This is a genomic window from Enterobacter cloacae complex sp. 397G4, assembly GCF_050031515.1.
Classification (GTDB): Bacteria; Pseudomonadota; Gammaproteobacteria; order Enterobacterales; family Enterobacteriaceae; genus Enterobacter; species Enterobacter hormaechei_C.
Genome location: NZ_JBLGWE010000001.1, coordinates 1,486,391 through 1,510,488 on the forward strand (window position 1 = coordinate 1,486,391; position 24,098 = coordinate 1,510,488).

Genomic DNA, 24,098 nt, shown 5'->3' on the forward strand with positions numbered 1-24,098 from the left:
TTTTAGACTCCTGATTCGCGGTAATGGACGTCGCTAACGGCACGCAGACGTTCTGCCGCCTGTTCCGCCGTCAGGTCACGCTGGGTTTCCGCCAGCATTTCATAGCCCACCATGAATTTACGTACCGTCGCAGAACGCAGCAGCGGCGGGTAGAAGTGTGCATGTAACTGCCAGTGTTGATTCTCTTCGCCGTTAAACGGCGCGCCGTGCCAGCCCATGGAGTAGGGGAAGGAGCACTGGAAGAGGTTGTCGTAGCGGCTGGTCAGTTTTTTCAGCGCCAGCGCAAGGTCGTCTCGCTGGGCGTCGCTGAGTTCGGTAATGCGCTGAACATGGGCTTTAGGCAGCAGCAGCGTCTCAAACGGCCACGCCGCCCAGTAAGGGACCACCGCAAGCCAGTGCTCGGTTTCCACCACGGTACGGCTGCCATCCGCCAGCTCACGCTGGGTGTAATCCACCAGCATCGGCGAACCGTTCTGGGCGAAATATGCTTTTTGCAGTCGGTCCTCACGCTCGGCTTCATTCGGCAGGAAGCTGTTCGCCCAGATCTGACCGTGCGGATGCGGGTTGGAGCAGCCCATCGCCGCGCCTTTGTTTTCGAACACCTGCACCCAGGGATAGCTCTGCCCCAGCTCTGCGGTTTGCGCCTGCCAGGTGCTGACCACCTCTTTCAGCGCCTCCACGCTCAGCTCCGGCAGCGTTTTGCTGTGATCGGGCGAGAAGCAGATCACGCGGCTGGTGCCGCGGGCGCTTTCGCAGCGCATCAGCGGGTCATGGCTTTCCGGCGCGTCCGGCGTATCGGTCATCAGCGCGGCAAAGTCGTTAGTAAACACGAAGGTGCCTTGGTAGTCCGGGTTTTTATCGCCCGTCACGCGCGTATTGCCCGGGCAGAGGAAACAGTCCGGATCATGCTGCGGCAGCGTCTGTTTAGCCGGCGTCTCTTGCGCGCCCTGCCAGGGGCGCTTGGCGCGATGCGGTGAAACTAAAATCCATTGCCCGCTGAGCGGGTTAAAACGACGATGCGGGTGATCGACGGGATTGAATTGCGTCATGACAAATCCTTAATCTGGATAGCCTTGCGGATGGCGCGACTGCCAGTGCCAGGTATCCTGTGCCATTTCATCAAGCGTGCGGGTGACACGCCAGTTAAGCTCTTTATCCGCTTTGGTGGCATCGGCCCAGTAAGCCGGGAGGTCGCCATCCCGGCGGGGAGCGAAGTGATACTTCACCGGCTTGCCGCAGGCTTTACTGAAGGCATTCACCACGTCCAGCACGCTGCTGCCGATCCCGGCGCCGAGGTTGTAAATATGCACGCCCGGTTTATCCGCCAGCTGCTGCATCGCCGCCACGTGGCCGTCGGCCAGATCCATGACGTGAATGTAATCGCGCACGCCGGTGCCATCTTCGGTGGGATAATCGTTACCAAAAATCGCCAGGGAATCGCGGCGCCCTACGGCAACCTGCGCGATATACGGCATCAGGTTGTTAGGAATGCCCTGCGGATCTTCGCCCATATCACCTGACGGATGCGCGCCGACCGGGTTGAAGTAGCGCAGCAAGGCGATGCTCCACTCAGGCTGAGCTTTTTGCAGGTCGGTCAGGATCTGCTCTACCATCAGCTTGCTTTTGCCATACGGGCTTTGCGGCGTACCGGTCGGGAAGCTTTCAACGTAAGGGATTTTTGGCTGATCGCCGTAGACGGTCGCGGAGGAGCTGAAGATAAAATTTTTAACGTTGGCCGCTCGCATGGCGGAGATCAGACGCAGGGTACCGTTAACGTTGTTGTCATAGTACTCAAGCGGTTTTGCCACCGATTCGCCAACCGCTTTCAGGCCCGCGAAGTGGATAACGGTTTCAATCGCGTGATCGTGAAGGATTTCAGTCATCAACGCTTCATTGCGGATGTCGCCTTCCACGAAAGTCGGCTGTTTACCCGAAAGGCGTTCAATGACCGGCAGCACGCTGCGCTTACTGTTGCACAGGTTATCAAGAATGACGACATCGTGGCCGCTTTGCAGCAGTTGCACACAGGTATGACTTCCTATGTAACCGCTACCACCTGTTACCAGAACTCGCATATTTCGCTCCATTAGGCTTATGGTATGAATTAACCATAGCATATCAGAGACGCGAAAAGTGTGACATGGGATAAAATAGTGGTATCGTTTACACTGGTTTTCACACGCGCTTTTTCACAGACTGAGTGCATTGTAGATCAAAGAGATAGAGATGTATTGTTGCAGGTTGTCTGAAAAGCGGAGGGCAGCGCCCTCCACGCGTTAATCGATTTTGCTCAGCAGGTAGCGGTATTGCTCGCGGTCAGGGACAAATTCCAGCCGATGGGTGATGCAGGAAGGGGCATCTTCAGCATGGTGGGACACAAACAGCAGCTGGGTTTCACCTTCGCTAATCAGGACATCCACAAAGCGGCGGATCAGCTGACGGTTGAGCGGATCCAGCCCCTGCAACGGTTCGTCAAGAATCAGCAGCGTAGGGTGCTTGACCAGCGCGCGGACGATCAATGCCAGCCGCTGCTGCCCCCACGACAGGCTGTGGAATGGCGCATCGGCGACCCGGTTATCCATACCCAGAATATCCAGCCACTGCTGCGCCAGCTTGTGCTGCTTGTCGGATACCGCCTGATAAATACCAATGGAGTCGAAGAAGCCAGAGAGGATCACATTTCGCACCGTGGTGCTCACCCGGTAGTCCAGGTGCAGGCTGCTGCTGACATAGCCGATGTGCTTTTTGATATCCCAGATGGTTTCCCCGCTGCCGCGGCGACGTCCGAACAGGGTGAGATCGTTGCTGTATCCCTGCGGGTGATCCCCGGTGATCAGGCTCAGCAGCGTGGATTTACCCGCTCCGTTGGGGCCGACGATCTGCCAGTGCTCACCAGGATTAACCGTCCAGCTGAGGTGATTAAGAATAGGGCGATCGTCGTAAGCAACCACCCCATCGCGCAGCACAATGCGCGGCTGGTCAGGCTCCAGCCCGTGGCGTGCCGAAGGCGCATCCGGCTCCGGCAGGGCAATACCGTCCAGTTTCTCGCTGTGGGCCAGCTGCGCAATCAGCGCCTGCCGAAGCAGTACGGCTTTCTCGCCGGTTTCGGTCAGGCTACAGTCCGCCAGCACGCCCGCATACTGTACGAAATCCGGGATCTCATCAAATCGGTTAAGAACCAGCACAAGCGTGTATCCCTGCTGGTTAAGCGACGCCAGCAACACTGCCAGCTGCGCGCGGGATTGCACATCCAGTCCGTCAAACGGTTCATCCAGGATCAGGAGTTCCGGCTCGCTCATCAGCGCCTGACACAGCAGCGTTTTGCGCGTTTCACCGGTTGAAAGGTATTTAAAGCGGCGATTAAGCAGGGCGGTAATGCCAAATTGCTCCGCCAGCTGCTGACAGCGGGCAGGATCTTTTATCTCATCCTGGATAATTTCCGCCGTCGTGCGGCCGGTATCTTCTTCGCCGGGGCTGAGCAAATCGGTATTGTTACGCTGCCACTCATCGCTGACCAGCTTTTGCAGCTGTTCGAAGGAAAGGCGCGTCAGCCGGGTAAAGGTGCACCGACGTTCACCCTTCAGTTGGGTTAATTCGCCTGCCAGAGCGCGGGCCAGCGCGGATTTTCCGCTGCCATTCGTGCCCACAAACGCCCAGCTTTCTCCGGCGCGAAGGGTTAACTCTGGCAGCGATAAGGTACGGATATCACTAAGATGAAACGTGCCTTGCGAAATATGCAATGATGACATGTGTTATCCCATTTTTTGCAGCAACAGATGTCAGGGATACTCAGTGTAAGCAGAGTTGTCAATGCGCTTAGCACAATGTGGCGATAATTACCCTGTCTGCATTGAAATATGCGGTCACCACAGCACCTTCGTCTAATTCGGTCGCGTCGTTCACCGGAACGGTGGCGCAGAGCAACTGTCCATCCGGCAGGGTCATCAGCACTTCACATTGTTCTGCGCCGCGCTCGATGTGGCTGATACGCCCGCGTAGCTGGTTGTCGGCCTCTGCGGCCTGCTCAGGGTTGAGTGCGATGCTGATCCAGGGCGCTTTAAGTAATACCAGCACCTCCTGACCTTCGTTCAGCCCAAGGCGTTGACCACTTTGCGCGGTGATGGCGGCTTTCAGGCGCGTCGTACCGTCCGCGAGCAGAATCTCTATATGCTCCTGCACCTGCGAATGATCGCGCCCCGTCACCGTACCAAACCACTGGTTGCGGGCGCTGGTCTGCAAAGAGAAACGGGAGATGGCGCCCAGCAGGCTGTCCAGCGGCAGGTTGTCGTCATCGCTCAGCACATCAAATGCTTTTTGCTGGATCTGCGCCAGTAAATCGTAGAGCTGGATCAGACGTTGCCCGTAACGCGTCAACACGGCGCCGCCGCCGCCTTTCCCGCCGGTGGCGCGCTCAACCAGCGTGTGTTCGCTCAGGGTGTTCATGTCGTTAATCGCATCCCAGGCGCTTTTATAGCTGATACCGGCGTTTTTGGCGCCCTGGCTAATCGAGCCAGTTTGTTCTATTTGTTTTAACAGGGCGATGCGTCGCGGATCGGCGAAAAGCTTCTGCTGAAGTCGTAGGGTGAGGAGAATTTCGGCCTGCATAACAGTGTCCCGGTAAAAAGGCTATTGTGACCCAAATGCCCGGGGGCGGAAAGCGCACCGCACAAAAGGGGATGTTTTTCTTACTTTTCAGGGTAGAATAAGCCGTTCACAAGATCTGGAGAAAACCATGTTAGAGTTGTTGAAAAGTCTGGTATTCGCGGTAATCATGGTGCCAGTAGTGATGGCTATCATCCTCGGTGCCATCTACGGCCTGGGTGAAGTGTTCAACGTCTTTTCGAACATTGGTCATCGTCGTGACCAGCCTAAAAAGCAGCAATGATTTCCTCCAAAACGCCCGGCCAGCCCGGGCGTTTTGCTCTCAAGTTTATTCCTTTCCCGCCGATATCTTTTACAACGTTCCTTGAGTTTACGCATTAATGGGTACGATTTAGCGCTAGGAACGCCTGCGATATGTCGTTATATTTATTTGTATATAACGACACGCACAGGAGCTTCAAATGGCACGTTCATGGGTACGCCTTTTCGCAGGGGCAACGCTGACTCTCTCACTCACCGCCCACGCACTGGCGGATGAAGGAAAAATCACGGTCTTTGCGGCGGCGTCGCTGACTAACGCGATGCAGGATATTGCTGCGGTATACAAAAAAGAGAAAAACGTCGAGGTGGTCTCGTCGTTTGCCTCCTCGTCCACGCTGGCCCGCCAGATTGAAGCGGGGGCACCCGCGGATCTGTTCATCTCTGCCGATCAGAAATGGATGGATTACGCGGTGGAGAAAAAATCTGTTGATACGGCTACCCGCGAAACGCTGCTGGGAAATAGCCTGGTGGTGGTCGCGCCCGCAAACAGCAAGCAGGACGACATCGCCATCAACAAACAGACGGACTGGACCCGTCTGCTCAACGGTGGCCGTCTGGCAGTAGGCGATCCGGAGCATGTTCCTGCCGGGATTTATGCGAAAGAAGCGCTACAAAAACTGGGTGCATGGGAGACCTTATCGCCGAAGCTGGCTCCCGCAGAAGATGTGCGTGGCGCGCTGGCGCTGGTGGAGCGTAACGAAGCGCCACTCGGGATCGTTTACGGCTCCGATGCCGTCGCCAGTAAAGGTGTGAAGGTGGTGGGCACCTTCCCGGAAGATTCGCATAAGAAAGTAGAATATCCTGTTGCGATAGTTGATGGACATAAAAATGCGACCGTGACGGCCTTTGTTGACTACCTGAAGGGGCCGGAAGCGTCCGCGATCTTTAAACGTTACGGATTTACGACTCACGAATGATATTGACCGAACCTGAATGGCAGGCCGTGCTGCTGAGCCTGAAAGTCTCTTCCCTGGCGGTTGCGCTGAGTTTGCCCTTTGGGGTGTTCTTTGCCTGGTTACTGGTTCGCGTGAAGTTTCCAGGCAAAGCCCTGCTCGACAGTGTTCTCCATCTTCCGCTTGTCTTACCGCCTGTGGTGGTCGGATATCTGCTGCTGATCTCCATGGGGCGACGCGGTTTTATCGGCGAATGGCTGTACGACTGGTTCGGACTGACCTTTGCTTTCAGCTGGCGCGGCGCGGTTCTGGCCGCGGCAGTAATGTCCTTCCCGCTGATGGTGCGCGCTATCCGCCTGGCGCTGGAAGGGGTGGATATCCGGTTAGAACAGGCCGCCCGCACGCTGGGCGCAGGCCGCTGGCGGGTATTCCTGACCATTACGCTTCCGCTCACGTTACCGGGCATTATTGTCGGTACGGTGTTAGCCTTCGCCCGCTCGTTGGGTGAGTTTGGCGCGACCATCACCTTTGTGTCGAACATTCCCGGCGAGACGCGGACCATCCCGTCGGCCATGTATACCCTGATTCAGACCCCGGGCGGCGAAGGTGCGGCGGCCCGGCTGTGTATTATTTCGATTGTGCTCGCTCTGGTCTCGCTGCTGGTATCTGAGTGGCTGGCGCGCCTCAGCCGTGAACGGATGGGGAAATCGTGATGCTGGAACTCAACTTTACGCAAACCCTGGGCAGCCACACCCTGACGCTGAACGAAACGCTGCCTGCCAGCGGTATCACCGCCATTTTTGGCGTGTCCGGGGCGGGGAAAACGTCGCTGATTAATGCGATTAGCGGCCTGACGCGTCCCCAGTCTGGCCGTATTGTGCTAAATAACCGCGTCTTAAATGACGCGGAGAAGAAGGTCTGCCTGTCACCGGACAAACGCCGTATCGGCTATGTGTTTCAGGATGCGCGCCTGTTTCCGCACTACAGCGTTCGCGGGAACCTGCGTTACGGCATGGCAAAAAGCATGGCCGGACAGTTCGATAAGCTGGTGGCGCTGCTGGGCATCGAACCGCTGCTGGATCGTCTGCCGTCGTCGCTGTCGGGTGGTGAAAAACAGCGCGTGGCGATTGGCCGCGCCCTGTTAACCGCGCCGGAACTGTTGCTGCTGGATGAGCCGCTGGCCTCGCTGGATATTCCGCGCAAGCGCGAGCTGCTGCCGTATCTGCAACGTCTGGCGCGGGAAATCAACGTGCCAATGCTCTACGTCAGCCATTCGCTGGATGAGATCTTACATCTGGCCGACAAAGTGCTGGTGCTGGAAGCGGGCAGGGTGAAGGCATTCGGCAATCTGGAGGAGGTGTGGGGCAGCAGCGTTATGCATCCATGGCTGCCAAAGGAGCAGCAGAGCAGCATTCTGAAGGTGAGCGTGCTGGAGCACCATCCGCACTACGCGATGACCGCGCTGGCGCTGGGCGATCAGCATTTGTGGGTGAATAAAATCGATACGCCGATTCAGTCCACGTTACGGATCCGCATTCAGGCGTCGGATGTCTCCCTGGTCCTGCAACCGCCGCTGCAAACCAGTATCCGCAATATTTTGCGCGCAAAAGTGGCGCAGTGTTTTGATGATAACGGCCAGGTGGAAGTGCAGCTGGAAGTAGGCAACAGAACGCTGTGGGCGCGCATCAGCCCGTGGGCCAGGGATGAGCTGGGCATCAAGCCTGGCCTGTGGCTTTACGCGCAAATCAAGAGCGTTTCCATAACCGCCTGATTACAGCAGGTGGGTATAAATATATTGCGCGATGCTGTCGGTGGTGTTATCGCCAATCACCACGTCAGCGCGCGCTTTCACCGCGTCATCGGCATTACCCATCGCCACGCCCGTTCCGGACGCTTCCAGCATGCTGATGTCGTTATAGTTATCGCCGAAGGCAATTACGTCCTGCATTGATCCGCCCTGCGATTCGACGAACTGGGTCAGACGCTTTCCTTTGCTGTTGCCTTTGCGGGCGATATCCACCTGATCGTGCCAGGACCATTCACATTCCAGACCCAGCGTATGCTCGACATGTTTTGCGAAGGTATTCAGTTTGGCGGTGTCTTCATCGGTCAGGGCAAATTTCCAGATTGCGTCGACGTCTTCCGCCGCCTGGCGCAGGGAGGAAACCTGAGTGAACACCGGACGCTGCGCTTCCGGCAGAGACAGAGCCCAGTTGCTGGTGCGGATCACATGGCCGGTAGGGCGTTCATACACCATGGCGTTATCCACATACATCAGGCCGTGAATGGCATGCTCATCCAGTAAATCAATCAATTGCAGCGCCTGCGTAACGGGAAGCGGATCGGAGGCTAAAACCTTTTTTGCCTGATAATCATACAAATAGGTGCCATTACAACAAATTGCAGGTGTATCTAAGCCCAGTGCCTGATAAAAAGGATGAATGGCTACGTGATGTCGACCCGTTACGATGAGAAGTTGATACCCCGCTTCCTGGGCTCGTTTGAGGGCCTCAAGAGAAGAGGGGAGCAGGGTTTTCTGAGGGGTAAGCAGTGTTCCGTCTAAATCCAGGGCAATCACTCGCGAGGTCATTTTTTCTTCCGGGTTAATGTTGAATTTAAGGTCTGTCGGGATGGTACACCGAGAGCGGAACCCTGCAAAATCCCGGACTACAATTCAGCATTCACCGTTAAAAATAATCAGGAGTATTCATGAAACAAACCGTTTATACCGCCAGTCCTGAAAGTCAGCAGATCCATGTCTGGCGTTTGAATACAGAAGGTTCGCTTACGCTGGTTCAGGTTGTTGATGTGCCAGGCCAGGTGCAGCCGATGGTCGTCAGCCCGGATAAACGTTTTCTTTATGTCGGCGTACGCCCGGAATTCCGCGTACTGGCATACCGTATCTCCCCGGATGACGGCGCGCTGACCTATACCGCAGAAGCCCCGCTGCCGGGCAGCCCGACCCATATTTCCACTGACCATAAAGGCAACTTTATCTTCAGCGGCTCCTACAATGCAGGCTGCGTGAGCGTCACCCGCCTGGAAGACGGTATTCCCGTTGAAACCGTCGACGTGGTAGAAGGGCTCGAAGGTTGCCACTCCGCTAACATTTCGCCGGATAACCGCACGCTGTGGGTGCCAGCGCTTAAGCAGGACCGCATCTGCCTGTTCACCCTGAGCGATGACGGCCATCTGGTCGCGCAGAGCCCGGCGGAAGTCACCACCGTGGAAGGCGCAGGCCCGCGCCACATGGTCTTCCATCCGAATCAGCAGTATGCCTATGTCGTTAACGAGCTGAACAGCTCGGTAGACGTGTGGGAACTGAATGATCCTAACGGGCAGATCGAGTGCGTACAGACGCTGGACATGATGCCATCTGATTTCTCCGACATACGCTGGGCGGCAGACATTCACATTACGCCGGATGGCCGTCACCTGTATGCCTGTGACCGTACCTCCAGTCTGATCACCATCTTCAGCGTCTCTGAAGACGGCAGCGTTCTGGCAGTTGAAGGCTTCCAGCCGACAGAAACCCAGCCGCGCGGCTTTAATGTCGATCACAGCGGCAAATACCTGATTGCGGCGGGGCAGAAATCCCACCACATTGCGCTCTATGAAATCCGGGGCGTGCAGGGTCTACTGGAAGAGAAAGGACGCTATGCGGTCGGACAAGGGCCGATGTGGGTTGTGATTAACGCTCATTGATCCGTAGACGAAAAAAACCTCGCAAATGCGAGGTTTTTTTATGCGCGGTTAATGCATGAGGTAGGCCGGGTAAGGCGCAGCCGCCACCCGGCAGCAGGCATTTTACTGCTTCGGCTCAGCAACCACTTTGCTACCCAGACCGCGGTTGTTGTATTCCCACATGCGGTTAAAGTTAGCGTCGTTCAGGTTACGCTGCACGTTGTCTTTATCATCCACCGTGCCGGTGTTGCCGGAGAAAGGACGTTTCGAGATCGCCGCATCCGCCCACGGTTTCGCCATGTTAAAGCCTTCGTTAATCACGCTGTCGCGGATCACGACCTGGCCGTTAGTGGCGGAGTCCACGTCCAGAGAGCGACCAAGCTGCGCCACGCCATCGCCAGCAGCAGTAAAGCGGCTATTCACGGCCAGGAAGCCATAGAACAGGTTAGACTGCGTGGCCGGGGCAAAGACGTAACCTTCCTGCTGCGTACGTGAATTCACCACGCGGAAGTCGGTGTTATCAAATACCACCGCGCCGCGGCCAGAGACCATATCCACGTCGCCTTCAATGTAGCTGTTGGTGACCAGAGTACGCGTCAGACGGTTGTTCTGAAGGGTATTCTGCACGCCGCTGTTGGTCACGAAGAAGGTGTTCTGGCGGCCCAGGATATTGACGTTGTTAATCTGTACCTTGTCGCCATCGCTACGCAGCGCCACGGCCTGATGATTACCTGCGTCAACGCTGTCGCCCAGGGTGTTCTGAATGGTCAGGTTCTGCAATTGCAGGCCATTGTTCTGTGACCAGAATACCGCCGAACACATCACGCCAATGGTGGCGGCACGCTTGCGCTGGCAGTTATCAAACATATACCACGCCGGTTTACCTGGCATGTATTTACCGGCCGGGTTCACCAGATGGCGCCAGGTGGTGCTGTCGATCTCTGAATCAATCGCCAGGCCAATTTTTACGTCGACCGCTTTTTCGCCCAGGCCGTAAAGCGTAATGCTTCCCGGTGCCGCCGGAACATAAACGGTTCCTTCGTATTCACCCGGCAGGATGGCAATGTACTGACGAGATGCGCTGTGTTTGGTGATTGCGGCATCAACGGCTGCCTGAATAGAGGTGTGTGTAACGCCCTGCGCCCCGGCCGGGCCGACAACGAAGTCTGGCTGTTTCGGCAGGTTAATAGAAGAAGGCGTCCACGGGGCTGCATTGGGATCCATCGCCGAGAAATAGTGCGCACGGGTGAAGTTCTTCGCTTCAGCCGCTGACAGGATCGGACGGGAAGCGGTGCCCGGAGCAACCTGCTCAGAAGGTTGCTGATCCGGTGGTGTTGAACTGCAAGCGGATAAAGTCACGCCAAAGGCGAGTGCCAACGCCAGACGGGAAATCCTGGAAATATTCAAGGTAATGCTCCTGGGTATGCAAGTCTTATCTGGATAGACGAAATAGCCTGCTTTTTTATACTAAGTTGAGCGAAACGGGAAGATAAAAACCGGAAAAGTTGCATTTTTGCCCGCAGGCGACGGGAAAGTCATCACAAATAAATAACATTTTCCCCCAATGCGGTTGACAGCAGGCGGCAGATGAAAATAAATGTCTATACAACCCATGACAAGTGGAAGGCACATGCAGCAGCTTCATCCCGATGATGTGATATGGCGAAATGCGCGACTGGCAACCCTGGCGACAGGTGAGGCGGAGCCCTACGGCCTGAGAGAACAACATGCCCTCGTTGTGCGCGGCCAGACGATTCTGGCCATTATTCCTGAATCCGAGATCCCCTCCGGGCATCGTCAGTGTGTCGATCTCGACGGGCGTCTGGTTACCCCCGGCCTGATCGATTGCCACACCCATCTGGTGTTCGGCGGCGATCGCGCAGCGGAATGGGAGCAACGGCTTAACGGCGTGTCATATCAGACCATTAGCGCGCAGGGCGGCGGAATTAACGCCACGGTCACGGCCACCCGCAACAGTTCGCCGGAAACGCTCCTGACGGTGGCGCAGCAGCGACTCCAGCGGCTGATGAATGAAGGCGTAACGACCGTTGAAATCAAATCGGGATACGGACTGAATGCCGAAGCCGAAGAGAAAATGCTGCTGGTTGCCCGCCAGCTCAGCCTGAATAATCTGGTCGATATCAGCCCGACGCTGCTGGCCGCGCACGCCGTTCCTGCCGAGTACCGACAGGATCCGGATGCCTATCTGGCGCTGGTCTGTGAGCAGATCATGCCCACGCTGTGGCAAAAAGAGTTATTTGAAGCGGTGGACGTGTTTTGTGAAAACGTCGGCTTTACCCCGGCGCAAACCGAGCGCCTGTTCCGGGCCGCCGCCGCGCTCGGGATCCCGGTAAAAGGGCATGTAGAACAACTGTCGAATCTCGGCGGCGCGGCGCTGGTCAGCCAGTATAAAGGGCTGTCGGCCGATCATATTGAGTATCTTGATGATGAAGGTATTCAGGCGATGGCGCAAAGCGGCACGGTGGCGGTATTGCTCCCCGGCGCGTTCTATTTTCTTCAGGAGCGCCAGCGTCCACCGGTGGCGCAGCTGAGAGAGCAGGGCGTGCCGATGGCGGTGGCTACCGACTACAATCCGGGCACCAGCCCGTTTGCCAGCCTGCATCTGGCAATGAACATGGCCTGCGTCCAGTTTGGCCTCACGCCGGAAGAGGCCTGGGCTGGCGTGACGCGGCATGCGGCGCAGGCGCTAGGACGTGGTGCGACGCACGGGCAGTTAAAGCCCGGTTATGTGGCTGATTTCGTCGTCTGGGAGGCGAATCATCCGGTTGAGATGGTTTACGAGCCGGGGCGGAATCCTATGTATCAACGCGTGTTTCGGGGGCAGGTAGCATGAAACTGTGGCATCCCGTCTCTCCGCAGGTCTGGCAGGGTCGTGACGACAGCGCCGAGTCCAGCACCGCGAAACGTCTCTTCCAGACCATACAGCAGCGCAAACACTTTTCTCCCGCGCCGTCAGGCATCGCCCTGCTGGGCTTTGAATGTGATGAAGGGGTTAAGCGTAACCAGGGCAGGCCCGGTGCTGCACAGGCGCCCGATGTGTTGCGTGGCGCGCTGGCGAATATGGCGAGCCATCAGGGGCATGCGCGCCTCGTGGATATGGGCGCTATTTATGTTGAAGGCCACGCGCTGGAGGCGGCACAGCAGGCGCTGAGCGAGGCCATAACCGCGTGCCAGCAATCCGGGATGCGTACTCTGGTTTTCGGTGGTGGACATGAAACCGCCTGGGCGCACGGGCGCGGCGTGCTGGACGCCTTTCCGAACGATCGCCTTGCGGTGATCAACCTGGATGCGCACCTCGATTTACGCAAGGCCGAACGGGCAACGTCCGGCACGCCGTTCCGCCAGCTGGCGCACTACTGCGCGTCTCAGTCGCGGGTGTTTCACTACGCCTGCCTGGGGGTAAGCCGTGCGGCGAATACTCAGGCGCTGTGGGAGGAAGCTGAGCGGTTGAACGTGACGCTGGTTGAAGATCTCGATTTTCGCCGGGATGCGCTATCCGTGCTGGATAACGTGCTTGCGCAGGCAGACCGGGTTTATCTCACCGTTGACCTTGATGTGCTGCCTGCCGCAGAAATGCCCGCCGTGTCCGCCCCTGCGGCGTTGGGGATCCCGGCGCTGGATCTGTTCCCGGTGATTGAGCGTATCTGCCGAAGCGGTAAACTACAGGCGGCGGATCTGGTGGAATTTAATCCGCACTACGATCGGGACGGTCAGGGCGCTAAGCTCGCCGCCCGATTGGCCTGGCAAATTGCTCACTGGTGGGCATAACAACATTCAAGGAGTCATGATGTTTTCACGCTCGCCCCTGCCGCAGCCGAGCCCTCCCGCGCCTTTTTACGAAAAGGTGAAGCAGGCGATCAGCGAAAAAATCGCCGCCGGCGTCTGGCGCCCGCACGACCGCATTCCGTCCGAGGCCGAGCTGGTGGCGCAGTTTGGCTTTAGCCGAATGACCATCAACCGCGCACTGCGTGAACTGACCGATGAAGGGTTGCTGGTGCGTTTGCAGGGTGTCGGAACCTTTGTCGCCGAGCCAAAAGGACAGTCGGCGCTGTTTGAAATCCGCAGCATTGCCGATGAAATTGCCGCCCGCAACCATCAGCACCACTGCGAGGTGCTGGTGCTTGAAGAGACGCAGGCCAGCGCCGAACAGGCCATCGAGCTGAACGTTACCGAGGGCACCCGGATTTTCCATTCGGTGATGGTGCATTATGAGAACGACATTCCGGTCCAGATTGAAGACCGCTGCGTCAACGCGGAGCGGATACCGGACTACCTGAGCCAGGATTACACCCAAACCACACCGCATGCGTATCTCTCGCTCGTCGCCCCGCTGACGGAAGGGGAGCATATCGTGGAAGCCGTGCGCGCCACGCCGCAGGAGTGCGAGCTGTTGCGTATTAAAGAGCACGATCCCTGTCTGCTGATCCGCCGTCGTACCTGGTCGTCCTCGCAAATTGTATCGCATGCGAAGCTGCTATTCCCGGGGAATCGCTACCGGTTGCAGGGCCACTTTATGTCATAAGTTTTATAAGCGTGATCGCTAACGCAATATAGCAAAATTGTATCTTTTTTGTTAAATCCGACCTTGTGTGTGCTTGTCTATACAAGTATATCTAAATGCATCACCTGTCCCTTATGAGGAACACACAATGTCGTCAGATAAATACCGCAAGCAGGATGTCCGCGCCGCGCGCGGCACCACGCTCACCGCAAAAAGCTGGCTCACCGAAGCACCGCTGCGCATGTTGATGAACAACCTTGATCCTGAGGTAGCAGAAAATCCCCACGAGCTGGTGGTCTACGGCGGCATTGGCCGCGCCGCGCGCAACTGGGCGTGCTATGACGCGATTGTCGAGTCTTTGACGAATCTCGAAAACGACGAAACGCTGCTGGTGCAATCCGGCAAACCGGTTGGCGTATTCAAAACCCATAAAAATGCGCCCCGCGTGCTGATTGCCAACTCCAACCTGGTGCCGCACTGGGCGACGTGGGAACACTTCAACGAGCTGGACGCAAAAGGGCTGGCCATGTACGGCCAGATGACCGCGGGTAGCTGGATCTACATCGGCAGCCAGGGGATTGTGCAGGGCACGTATGAAACCTTCGTGGAAGCGGGCCGTCAGCACTATAACGGATCACTGAAAGGCCGCTGGGTGCTCACCGCCGGACTGGGCGGCATGGGCGGCGCGCAGCCGCTGGCCGCGACGCTGGCGGGCGCGTGCTCCCTGAACATTGAGTGCCAGCAGAGCCGCATCGATTTCCGTCTGCGTACCCGCTATGTTGATGAACAGGCCGACAACCTCGATGACGCGCTGGCGCGCATCAAAAAGTACACCGCTGAAGGCAAAGCCGTGTCGGTTGCCCTGTGCGGCAACGCGGCGGATATTCTGCCGGAACTGGTGGCGCGCGGCGTGCGTCCGGATCTGGTCACCGACCAGACCAGCGCTCACGATCCGCTTCACGGCTATCTGCCAAAAGGCTGGACGTGGGAAGACTACCAGCAAAAAGCGGAAACCGATCCTGAGGGCACGGTACTGGCGGCTAAACGCGCCATGGCGGAACACGTCTCCGCGATGCTGGCCTTCAGTAAGATGGGGATTCCGACCTTTGATTACGGGAATAACATCCGCCAGATGGCGAAAGAGATGGGGCTGAATAACGCCTTTGACTTCCCCGGCTTCGTGCCCGCCTATATCCGTCCTCTGTTCTGCCGCGGCATTGGGCCGTTCCGCTGGGTTGCCCTGTCCGGCGATCCGGAGGATATCTACAAAACCGACGCCAGAGTGAAAGAGATTGTCGCCGACGACGAACACCTGCATCGCTGGCTGGATATGGCGCGCGAGCGCATTAACTTCCAGGGCCTGCCGGCGCGTATCTGCTGGGTCGGGCTGGAGTGGCGGCAAAAACTCGGCCTCGCCTTTAACGAAATGGTGCGCAGCGGCGAAGTCTCCGCGCCGATCGTCATTGGCCGCGACCACCTGGACTCCGGCTCTGTCGCCAGTCCGAACCGTGAAACCGAAGCCATGCGCGACGGCTCGGATGCGGTCTCCGACTGGCCGCTGCTGAATGCCCTGCTGAACACCGCCAGCGGCGCGACCTGGGTGTCGCTGCACCACGGCGGCGGCGTCGGGATGGGCTTCTCCCAGCACTCCGGGATGGTCATCGTCTGTGACGGAACTGATGAAGCGGCCGCTCGTATCGCTCGCGTGCTGCACAACGACCCGGCAACCGGCGTGATGCGTCACGCGGATGCGGGTTACGAGATTGCCATTGATTGTGCCAAAGAGCAGGGCCTGAACCTGCCGATGATCCCCGCCACACAAGGAAAGCCTGCATGAACGCGTTAACACTTACTCCCGGCTCGCTGACGCTCAAACAGCTGCGTCACGTCTGGCGTCAGCCGGTGACACTCTCCCTTGATGAAAGCGCCCACCGTGCCATTAACGACAGCGTGGCCTGCGTGGAGGCGATTGTGGCGGAGGGGCGCACCGCCTACGGCATCAACACCGGGTTTGGCCTGCTGGCGCAGACCCGCATCGCCACGCACGATCTGGAGAATTTACAGCGTTCGCTGGTGCTGTCGCACGCGGCGGGGGTTGGCCAGCCGCTGGACGATGAGATCGTCCGCCTGATGATGGTGTTGAAAATCAACAGCCTGGCGCGTGGGTTTTCCGGCATTCGTCTGAGCGTGATCCAGGCGCTGATGGCGCTGGTCAATGCGGAAGTTTATCCGTGGATCCCGGCGAAGGGCTCCGTCGGCGCCTCCGGCGATCTGGCGCCGCTGGCGCATATGTCGCTGCTCCTGCTGGGTGAAGGCCAGGCGCGCTGGCAAGGGGAGTGGCTGCCTGCGAAAGAGGCGCTGAAAAAAGCTGGCTTAACGCCGATCACCCTCGCGGCAAAAGAGGGGCTGGCGCTGCTCAACGGCACGCAGGCGTCGACCGCGTTCGCGCTGCGCGGTCTGTTTGAAGCGGAAGATCTGTTCGCCTCGGCGGTGGTGTGCGGTGCACTGACCACTGAGGCGGTGCTCGGCTCGCGTCGTCCGTTCGATGCCCGCATCCACGAGGTGCGCGGCCAGCGCGGGCAGATTGATGCCGCTGCCATGTACCGCCACGTACTTACCGATACCAGCGACATTGCCGATTCGCATCACAACTGTGAGAAGGTGCAGGATCCGTATTCCCTGCGCTGCCAGCCGCAGGTGATGGGCGCATGCCTGACGCAGCTGCGCCAGGCGGCAGAAGTGCTGCTGGTCGAAGCCAATGCGGTGTCCGATAACCCACTGGTATTTGCTCAGGAAAACGAGGTGGTTTCTGGCGGTAACTTCCACGCCGAGCCGGTGGCGATGGCCGCAGATAATATCGCCCTGGCGATTGCCGAAATCGGGGCGTTGTCTGAGCGTCGAATCGCGCTGATGATGGATAAGCACATGTCCCAGCTGCCGCCATTCCTGGTGCGCAACGGCGGCGTGAACTCGGGCTTCATGATTGCCCAGGTCACCGCCGCGGCACTGGCAAGCGAGAACAAAGCCCTGTCGCATCCGCACAGCGTGGACAGCCTGCCAACCTCAGCCAACCAGGAAGATCACGTTTCGATGGCCCCGGCTGCCGGGCGTCGCCTCTGGGAGATGGCCTCTAACACCCGCGGCGTGCTGGCGGTGGAGTGGCTGGCGGCGTGTCAGGGTATTGATTTGCGCGAAGGGCTAAAATCCAGCCCGCTGCTGGAGCAGGCGCGCCAGGAACTGCGCGAGCACGTTACGCACTACGATGACGACCGCTTCTTTGCGCCGGATATTGATAAGGCGATGCAGCTTCTGGAGGAAGGACGGCTGGTGGGGCTGTTACCTTCGGTGCTGTGATTTTATGCCCGGTGGCGCTGCGCTTACCGGGCCTACGAGTGCGAAATGTAGGCCGGGTAAGGCGTAGCCGCCACCCGGCTTTTTTTACGAATACATCGCCGTAATCGACGCGCTGCCCAGCGAATGGAAATGCACGTTAAAGCCTACCATCGCGCCGCTCGCCCCTTCGTCGACCTCAATCTTGTCCACATCCAGCGCGTGCACGGTGAAGATATAGCGGTGCGTTTCCCCTTTTGGCGGCGCCGCGCCGCCGTAGCCCGCTTTGCCAAAGTCAGTGCGCGTCTGAATCGCACCGTCAGGCAGAGCGACCAGATCGGAACCGGAGCCCTGCGGCAGCACGCGCGTGTCGGCGGGCAGGTTTGCCACGATCCAGTGCCACCAGCCCGACCCGGTTGGCGCATCCGGATCGTAGCAGGTCACGACAAAACTTTTGGTTCCCGCTGGCACATCGTCCCACGCCAGATGGGGAGAGATATTATCCCCCTGATAACCCATCCCGTTAAACACGTGACGTTCCGGCAGCTTTTCGCCGTCGCGCAAATCTTTACTGATGATTTTCATCCGATTTCCCTCGTTACTCACTCATTCAGAAAGTGTAACGCATGGGGTTAAATCGCGAAATGCGCTGAAGTGTTAACGGCTTCAACCACTGCCCCGGTCAGCTTGCGGAGCTGATCCGCAGAAATGCTGTACGGCGGCATGAGGTAAATCAGCTTACCGAAAGGTCGCACCCACACGCCCTGGTCAACGAAGAAGCGCTGCAACGCGGCCATGTTCACCGGATGCGTTGTCTCGATTACCCCAATGGCGCCCAGTACGCGGACGTCCGCGACGTATTCCGCCTCCGCCGCCGCGCTTAACTGCTGCTTCAGCTGCGCCTCAATCGCCGCCACCTGCGTCTGCCATGCGCCGCTTTCCAGAATGGCGAGGCTTTCGCTTGCCACGGCGCAGGCCAGCGGGTTGCCCATAAACGTCGGGCCGTGCATAAAGCAGCCCGCGTCGCCGTCGCTGATGGTATCGGCAACCTGGCGGGTGGTAAGCGTGGCGGAGAGCGTCATGGTGCCGCCGGTGAGCGCTTTCCCCAGGCACAGAATATCCGGCGCGATCCCCGCATGCTCGCAGGCGAACAATTTCCCGGTGCGGCCAAAGCCGGTGGCGATCTCATCGGCAATCAGCAGGATCCCTTCGCGGTCGCACATCTTCCGAATGCGCTTCAGCCACTCGGGATGGTACATCCGCATTCCGCCCGCGCCCTGCACAATCGGTTCGAGAATAACGGCGGCAATCTCGTGGCGATGGGCCGCCATCAGCCGCGCGAAGCCCACCATGTCCATCTCGTTCCATTCGCCGTCGAAGCGGCTCTGCGGGGCTGGCGCAAACAGGTTTTCCGGCAGATAGCCTTTCCACAGGCTGTGCATGGAGTTGTCCGGATCACATACCGACATCGCGCCGAAAGTGTCGCCGTGATAGCCGTTGCGGAAGGTAAGGAACCGCTGGCGCGTTTCGCCCTTCGCATGCCAGTACTGCAACGCCATTTTCATCGCCACTTCCACGGCCACCGAGCCGGAGTCGGCCAGGAAAACGCACTCCAGCGATTCAGGCGTCATCGCTACCAGGCGACGGCATAAATCCACCGCGGGCTGATGCGTGATCCCGCCAAACATCACGTGTGACATCTGGTCAATCTGCGCTTTCATCGCCGCGTTCAGTCGCGGGTGGTTGTAGCCATGGATCGCCGCCCACCAGGAGGACATCCCGTCAACAAGCCGCTCGCCGCTGGCAAGATGCAGCTCGCAGCCGTGGGCCGAGGCTACCGGATAGACGGGAAGGGGGCGGGTCGTGGAGGTGTAAGGGTGCCAGATATGCTGCTTGTCGAAGGCGAGATCGTCCTGGGTCATAATCGACTTGTAAACCATTTTGAAAAGTTTTAGGTTTACAAGTATAAACCGAACCGACAATTAACAAAACCCTTTGGAGAAGCCCGATGGCTCACCACGCACGCTGGACGATGTCGCAAGTCACTGAATTATTCAACAAACCTTTCCTGGAGCTGATGTTTGAGGCGCAACAGGTGCACCGCCAGCACTTCGATCCGCGTCATGTTCAGGTCAGCACGCTGCTGTCGATCAAAACCGGGGCTTGCCCGGAAGACTGCAAATATTGCCCGCAAAGCGCGCGCTATAAAACCGGTCTCGAATCCGAGCGCCTGATGGAAGTCGAGCAAGTGCTCGACTCCGCGCGCAAGGCCAAAAACGCTGGCTCGACCCGCTTCTGCATGGGCGCGGCGTGGAAAAATCCGCATGACCGCGACATGCCCTATCTGGAGCAAATGGTGAAGGGGGTGAAGGAGATGGGGCTTGAAGCCTGCATGACCCTTGGTACGCTGAACGAAGAGCAGGCGCAGCGTCTCTCGGCGGCGGGGCTGGATTACTATAACCACAACCTCGATACCTCGCCGGAATTCTACGGCAACATCATCACCACGCGCACCTATCAGGAGCGTCTGGACACGCTGGATAAAGTGCGTGATGCGGGGATCAAGGTCTGTTCCGGCGGGATCGTGGGACTGGGAGAGACGGTAAAAGATCGTGCCGGCCTGCTGTTACAGCTGGCAAACCTGCCGACCCCGCCGGAAAGCGTGCCCATCAACATGCTGGTGAAGGTAAAAGGGACGCCGCTGGCGGATAACGAGGACGTGGATGCCTTCGATTTCATCCGCACCATCGCGGTGGCGCGCATCATGATGCCGACCTCTTACGTTCGCCTCTCTGCCGGTCGCGAGCAGATGAGCGAGCAGACCCAGGCGATGTGCTTCATGGCCGGGGCCAACTCCATCTTCTACGGCTGCAAACTGCTGACCACGCCAAACCCGGAAGAGGACAAAGATGTCCAGCTGTTCCGCAAGCTGGGGCTGAACCCGCACCAGACCGAGGTACAGGCGGGGGATAACGAGCAACAGCAGCAGCTGGAGCAGCAGATTTTTAACGCCGACACCGACCAGTTCTACAACGCGGCAGCCGTATGACCTGGCAGGCACGTATCAGGACCGCGCTCGACGAGCGGCGGGCGGCGGATGCGTTTCGGGTGCGCAGGGTAGTGGAAAACGGTGCAGGCCGTTTTCTCTCCCGGGAAGGAGAGCGGTTCTGTAATTTCTCCAGCAACGATTATCTGGGCCTGAGCCAGCACCCGCAGATCGTTCGCGCCTGGCAGCAGGGCGCGGATCGTTACGGCGTAGGCAGCGGTGGCTCCGGGCACGTCAGCGGCTACACCACGGCGCATCAGGCGCTGGAGGAAGAGCTGGCCGACTGGCTGGGCTACCCGCGGGCGCTGCTGTTTATCTCCGGTTTTGCCGCGAATCAGGCGGTGATTGCCGCCCTGATGGGCAAAGACGACCGCATCATCGCGGACCGCCTGAGCCACGCGTCCCTGCTTGAAGCGGCCAGTCTCAGCCCGGCGCAGCTGCGGCGTTTTGCCCATAACGATGCCTCTCAGCTGAACGTCCTGCTGGGTAAACCCTGTTCAGGGCTTCAGCTGGCGGTGACGGAAGGGGTATTCAGCATGGACGGCGACAGCGCGCCCCTTGCCACCTTGCATGACGTCGCAAAACAGCAGAACGCCTGGCTGCTGGTCGACGATGCCCACGGCATTGGCGTCACCGGCGAGGAGGGGCGCGGAAGCGCGCACCAGCAACGCGTCAGGCCGGAACTGCTGGTGGTCACTTTTGGCAAAGGCTTTGGCGTCAGCGGCGCCGCGGTGTTGTGCAGCGAGCCGGTGGCCGATTACCTAGTGCAGTTCGCCCGGCACCTGATCTACAGCACCAGCATGCCCCCGGCGCAGGCCGTGGCGCTCTCTGCGTCGCTTGCGGTGATCCGCGGCGAAGACGGCGCTGAACGCCGGGCGCGCCTGGCCGACCATATTCAGCGTTTTCGCCGGGGGGTAAGCGCACTGCCTTACCGGCTTACCGACTCGCACAGCGCCATTCAGCCCGTGATTGTGGGTGAAAACCATCGGGCGCTGATGCTGGCACAGGCGCTACGAGAGCGGGGGCAGTGGGTCACGGCGATCCGCCCACCCACCGTGCCGCCAGGCACCGCGCGCTTGCGTCTGACGCTCACGGCAGCGCACGAGCCGCAGGATATCGATACGCTTCTGGAGGCACTGTATGTCTCCTGTCAATAAACAGGCCGTTGCCGCCGCGTTTGGCCGGGCAGCGCAAAGCTATTCACAGCACGATGAGCTGCAACGCCTGAGCGCCCGCGGGCTGCTGGCCGCGCTCGGTGAGGGGCGTTTTGCGCAGGTGCTCGACGCTGGCTGCGGGCCTGGCGGCAATAGCCGCTACTGGCGCGCAACGGGTAGCCACGTCACGGCGCTGGATTTATCCACGCAGATGCTGGATGAGGCCCGCCAGCAGCAGTCAGCAGACCGTTATCTGGTGGCCGATATCGAGGCCATCCCGCTGGAGGATGCGCTGTTTGACCTCGTCTGGAGCCATCTGGCGGTGCAGTGGTGCGCCAGCCTGCCGCAGGCCCTACGCGAGCTATACCGCGTGGCGCGGCCCGGCGGAGCGGTGGCCTTTACCACCCTGCTGGAAAGTTCGTTGCCAGAGCTGAATCAGGCGTGGAGGGCAGTGGATGCGCAGCCGCACGCCAACCGGTTTCTCTCGCACGTACAGGTCACTCAGGCGCTGGCAGGCTGGCGCTATCGCAGCGTGGTCCAGACCGTCACCCTCGAATTTAGCGATGCGTTAAGCGCCATGCGATCGCTTAAGGGCATAGGCGCGACGCACCTGCACGCCGGACGGGAGAAGAAACCCCTTACCCGCGGCCAACTCCAGCGTCTCGAGCTGGCCTGGCCGCAGGAGCGGGGCCGGTTCCCGCTCTCTTATCATCTTTTTCATGGGATTATTGAACGTGACTGAACGTTATTTTGTTACCGGCACGGACACTGAAGTCGGTAAAACGGTTGCTAGCGCCGCGCTGTTGCAGGCGGCGCGTCTGCTGGGGAAAACTACGGCCGGGTATAAGCCCGTAGCCTCCGGCAGCGAGATGACGCCGGAAGGCTTACGTAATACCGATGCGCTGGCGCTACAGCGTAACAGCAGCCTTACGCTGGCCTATTCTGCGGTGAACCCCTATACCTTTGCTGAACCCACCTCGCCGCACATCGTCAGCGTCGATGAAGATCGTCCGATTGATTTTTCGGTGCTCTCTTCCGGGTTACGCGTCCTGGAAACGCAGGCCGACTGGGTGCTGGTGGAGGGGGCTGGCGGCTGGTTTACCCCGCTGTCCGACGAGCAGACATTTGCTGACTGGGTGCAGGCCGAGCAGCTTCCGGTCATTCTGGTGGTTGGCGTGAAGCTTGGCTGTATCAATCACGCCATGCTGACCGCCCAGGCCGTGCAGCAGGCCGGGTTGCGTCTGGCAGGGTGGATTGCCAATGACGTGGTAGCGCCGGGTAAACGTCATGCTGAGTATCTGGCGACGCTGAAGCGGGTGCTGCCTGCGCCGTTTCTCGGCGAGATCCCGTGGCTTGCCGACGGCGCAGAGCAGGCGGAAACCGGACGCTATCTCGACCTCAGCGCCTTATGTCCCGCGCCATCCAGTGCGCAATAAGGTCGTCATCCAGCTCGTTAACGTGGCCCTGTGCCACGTTACGCCCGCGATAGAGCATGCAGAAACGATCCGCTACCCGGCGGATAAACGACAGCTGTTGCTCCGCTAACAGCACCGTCATTCCCAGCTCCCGATTCAACCGCACCAGCAACTGCCCCAGCCTGCGCGCGAAACCGTGCCCTGCGCCATGCATGGGCTCATCCAGAATCAACACGCGCGGACGATTAACCAGCGCACTGGCGAGGGCCAGCTGATACTGGTCGTCAGGGGACAGCGCAGAGGCACGGCTCTGTCGCAGCGGATAGAGCTCCGGAAACAGGGCATACACGTCACTTTTTGATGCCGGATCGGGTTTCCCCGTCGCCCGCATAGCGATATGCAGATTTTCATCGACGGTGAGCTGGGAAAATATTCGCCGATCCTGCGGGACGTAGCCTATCGTCGGCGGCGACGGGAATGCTGACGCAGGGTTGAGCAAGTTATGCGGCGGCGCGCCAGCCTCATGCCAGATGATGGTGCCGCTCTCGACGGGCACCTTTCCGGTAATGCAGTTCATAAGCGTGGATTTGCCCATGCCAGGCAGGCCAACAATGCCCGTACAGATGCCTTGCGGGAAATCGATATTCACGTTCCATAGCGTATGTTGGCTTCCGTAAAACTGATTTACAGCACGCAGACTCAACATCTTTCTCTCCTTAAAAATGTGTGGGGTGATGCACAGAGTGATGTCTGCAAAACGCCTGCCAGGAACTTCATAATGATTAAAAAAAGGCCATTTTTAGGAATAACTCACTATCAAAAGCTGAACGTTTATACGAATTGCACACTCCCGGTGCTGCGTATGTCGAATTGTGGTGCAGGAGAAATGACAGAATTGTGATTAAGATCTCGCCAGTCGCTTATGAAAAAATGAACGTTTTCCAGGCAAAAAAGAGTGATAAAAATTTTTTACTGCCGCTTCGTGGGAAAAACCGGGAATTTGCTGGAGTGCATGCTGTACGGGCTGGAGGCAGTTATCCACTATTCCTGTGGATAACCTTGTGCATTAGAGTTAGAAAACCCGCGATAAGCGAGAGAATACGCGGGTTACAACCAAATTGATGCGAAACG

At 58.6% G+C, this 24,098-nt stretch carries 23 protein-coding genes; 14 read left to right on the plus strand and 9 right to left on the minus strand.

The window, feature by feature from the left end; all coding sequences use genetic code 11:
- Positions 1 to 2 precede the first annotated feature (2 nt).
- The 4 genes from galT to modE all read right to left on the minus strand — a co-directional run bounded on the left by galT (position 3) and on the right by modE (position 4,605).
- Positions 3 to 1,049, minus strand: coding sequence for a galactose-1-phosphate uridylyltransferase (galT, locus tag ACQG1Y_RS07075; RefSeq protein WP_017384954.1), 1,047 nt, complete (start codon positions 1,047 to 1,049; stop codon positions 3 to 5).
- 9 nt (positions 1,050 to 1,058) lie between these two features.
- Positions 1,059 to 2,075, minus strand: a complete 1,017-nt coding sequence (galE, locus tag ACQG1Y_RS07080) for a UDP-glucose 4-epimerase GalE (RefSeq protein WP_003858554.1) — start codon at positions 2,073 to 2,075, stop codon at positions 1,059 to 1,061.
- Between the two features lie 201 nt (positions 2,076 to 2,276).
- Positions 2,277 to 3,749: a molybdate ABC transporter ATP-binding protein ModF gene (modF, locus tag ACQG1Y_RS07085; RefSeq protein WP_414234599.1), complete on the minus strand. Its 1,473-nt coding sequence runs from the start codon at positions 3,747 to 3,749 to the stop codon at positions 2,277 to 2,279.
- A 67-nt stretch (positions 3,750 to 3,816) separates the two neighbouring features.
- Entirely contained in the window at positions 3,817 to 4,605 is a 789-nt protein-coding gene (gene modE / locus ACQG1Y_RS07090) for a molybdenum-dependent transcriptional regulator (RefSeq protein WP_015571099.1), read from the minus strand.
- 127 nt (positions 4,606 to 4,732) lie between these two features.
- On the opposite strand from modE, the gene ACQG1Y_RS07095 reads away from it, so the two are divergent.
- The 4 genes from ACQG1Y_RS07095 (at position 4,733) to modC (ending at position 7,587) form a co-directional block, all read left to right on the plus strand.
- Positions 4,733 to 4,885, plus strand: coding sequence for an AcrZ family multidrug efflux pump-associated protein (locus ACQG1Y_RS07095; RefSeq protein WP_003858549.1), 153 nt, complete (start codon positions 4,733 to 4,735; stop codon positions 4,883 to 4,885).
- Between the two features lie 178 nt (positions 4,886 to 5,063).
- Complete coding sequence (modA, locus tag ACQG1Y_RS07100; RefSeq protein WP_039271312.1) at positions 5,064 to 5,840, plus strand: molybdate ABC transporter substrate-binding protein; 777 nt, start codon at positions 5,064 to 5,066, stop codon at positions 5,838 to 5,840.
- Positions 5,837 to 6,529 carry a molybdate ABC transporter permease subunit gene (gene modB, locus ACQG1Y_RS07105; RefSeq protein WP_003858545.1) on the plus strand — a complete coding sequence of 231 codons (693 nt, stop codon included), beginning with the start codon at positions 5,837 to 5,839 and terminating at the stop codon, positions 6,527 to 6,529. Before modA ends, modB begins: the two co-directional genes overlap by 4 nt.
- Positions 6,529 to 7,587, plus strand: a complete 1,059-nt coding sequence (modC, locus tag ACQG1Y_RS07110; RefSeq protein WP_017384950.1) for a molybdenum ABC transporter ATP-binding protein ModC — start codon at positions 6,529 to 6,531, stop codon at positions 7,585 to 7,587. Before modB ends, modC begins: the two co-directional genes overlap by 1 nt.
- On the opposite strand, the gene ACQG1Y_RS07115 is transcribed toward modC, so the two are convergent.
- Complete coding sequence (locus ACQG1Y_RS07115; protein WP_017384949.1) at positions 7,588 to 8,406, minus strand: pyridoxal phosphatase; 819 nt, start codon at positions 8,404 to 8,406, stop codon at positions 7,588 to 7,590.
- Between the two features lie 119 nt (positions 8,407 to 8,525).
- Here ACQG1Y_RS07115 and pgl point away from each other — a divergent pair, with 119 nt between their 5' ends.
- Positions 8,526 to 9,521, plus strand: coding sequence for a 6-phosphogluconolactonase (gene pgl / locus ACQG1Y_RS07120; protein ID WP_033486383.1), 996 nt, complete (start codon positions 8,526 to 8,528; stop codon positions 9,519 to 9,521).
- A gap of 102 nt (positions 9,522 to 9,623) precedes the next feature.
- Here pgl and ACQG1Y_RS07125 read toward each other — a convergent pair whose 3' ends face one another.
- Entirely contained in the window at positions 9,624 to 10,907 is a 1,284-nt protein-coding gene (locus tag ACQG1Y_RS07125) for a putative acyl-CoA thioester hydrolase (RefSeq protein WP_003858537.1), read from the minus strand.
- A 223-nt stretch (positions 10,908 to 11,130) separates the two neighbouring features.
- Between ACQG1Y_RS07125 and hutI the strand changes: the two genes are divergently transcribed.
- The 5 genes from hutI (at position 11,131) to hutH (ending at position 17,376) form a co-directional block, all read left to right on the plus strand.
- On the plus strand, positions 11,131 to 12,354 hold the full coding sequence (gene hutI, locus ACQG1Y_RS07130; RefSeq protein WP_045349295.1) for an imidazolonepropionase: 1,224 nt from the start codon (positions 11,131 to 11,133) through the stop codon (positions 12,352 to 12,354).
- The gene (gene hutG, locus ACQG1Y_RS07135) at positions 12,351 to 13,289 is read left to right on the plus strand and encodes a formimidoylglutamase (RefSeq protein WP_086524346.1); all 939 of its coding nucleotides are present in this window, start codon (positions 12,351 to 12,353) and stop codon (positions 13,287 to 13,289) included. The genes hutI and hutG overlap by 4 nt, the downstream gene beginning before the upstream one ends.
- 19 nt (positions 13,290 to 13,308) lie before the next feature.
- Positions 13,309 to 14,043 (plus strand): histidine utilization repressor, encoded by a 735-nt coding sequence (locus ACQG1Y_RS07140; RefSeq protein WP_017384945.1) that lies wholly within the window; start codon positions 13,309 to 13,311, stop codon positions 14,041 to 14,043.
- 127 nt (positions 14,044 to 14,170) lie between these two features.
- The gene (hutU, locus tag ACQG1Y_RS07145) at positions 14,171 to 15,859 is read left to right on the plus strand and encodes a urocanate hydratase (RefSeq protein ID WP_086524347.1); all 1,689 of its coding nucleotides are present in this window, start codon (positions 14,171 to 14,173) and stop codon (positions 15,857 to 15,859) included.
- Positions 15,856 to 17,376 carry a histidine ammonia-lyase gene (hutH, locus tag ACQG1Y_RS07150; protein ID WP_015571090.1) on the plus strand — a complete coding sequence of 507 codons (1,521 nt, stop codon included), beginning with the start codon at positions 15,856 to 15,858 and terminating at the stop codon, positions 17,374 to 17,376. The genes hutU and hutH overlap by 4 nt, the downstream gene beginning before the upstream one ends.
- A gap of 84 nt (positions 17,377 to 17,460) precedes the next feature.
- Here hutH and ACQG1Y_RS07155 read toward each other — a convergent pair whose 3' ends face one another.
- Positions 17,461 to 17,937 carry a kinase inhibitor gene (locus tag ACQG1Y_RS07155; protein ID WP_003858531.1) on the minus strand — a complete coding sequence of 159 codons (477 nt, stop codon included), beginning with the start codon at positions 17,935 to 17,937 and terminating at the stop codon, positions 17,461 to 17,463.
- 47 nt (positions 17,938 to 17,984) lie between these two features.
- Positions 17,985 to 19,274 carry an adenosylmethionine--8-amino-7-oxononanoate transaminase gene (gene bioA / locus ACQG1Y_RS07160; RefSeq protein ID WP_017694117.1) on the minus strand — a complete coding sequence of 430 codons (1,290 nt, stop codon included), beginning with the start codon at positions 19,272 to 19,274 and terminating at the stop codon, positions 17,985 to 17,987.
- A gap of 86 nt (positions 19,275 to 19,360) precedes the next feature.
- Here bioA and bioB point away from each other — a divergent pair, with 86 nt between their 5' ends.
- The 4 genes from bioB to bioD are packed head-to-tail and all read left to right on the plus strand — an operon-like array spanning position 19,361 to position 22,988.
- The gene (bioB, locus tag ACQG1Y_RS07165; protein ID WP_023303328.1) at positions 19,361 to 20,401 is read left to right on the plus strand and encodes a biotin synthase BioB; all 1,041 of its coding nucleotides are present in this window, start codon (positions 19,361 to 19,363) and stop codon (positions 20,399 to 20,401) included.
- A complete protein-coding gene (gene bioF, locus ACQG1Y_RS07170) occupies positions 20,398 to 21,555 on the plus strand; it encodes an 8-amino-7-oxononanoate synthase (protein WP_032102637.1) in 1,158 nt (385 codons plus the stop codon). Before bioB ends, bioF begins: the two co-directional genes overlap by 4 nt.
- Positions 21,539 to 22,294, plus strand: a complete 756-nt coding sequence (bioC, locus tag ACQG1Y_RS07175; protein ID WP_063413335.1) for a malonyl-ACP O-methyltransferase BioC — start codon at positions 21,539 to 21,541, stop codon at positions 22,292 to 22,294. Before bioF ends, bioC begins: the two co-directional genes overlap by 17 nt.
- Complete coding sequence (bioD, locus tag ACQG1Y_RS07180; RefSeq protein WP_023303329.1) at positions 22,287 to 22,988, plus strand: dethiobiotin synthase; 702 nt, start codon at positions 22,287 to 22,289, stop codon at positions 22,986 to 22,988. Before bioC ends, bioD begins: the two co-directional genes overlap by 8 nt.
- Here bioD and ACQG1Y_RS07185 read toward each other — a convergent pair.
- Positions 22,951 to 23,673, minus strand: coding sequence for an ABC transporter ATP-binding protein (locus ACQG1Y_RS07185; RefSeq protein ID WP_045343737.1), 723 nt, complete (start codon positions 23,671 to 23,673; stop codon positions 22,951 to 22,953). The two genes, bioD and ACQG1Y_RS07185, sit on opposite strands and share 38 nt — an antisense overlap.
- Positions 23,674 to 24,098: the final 425 nt, after the last annotated feature.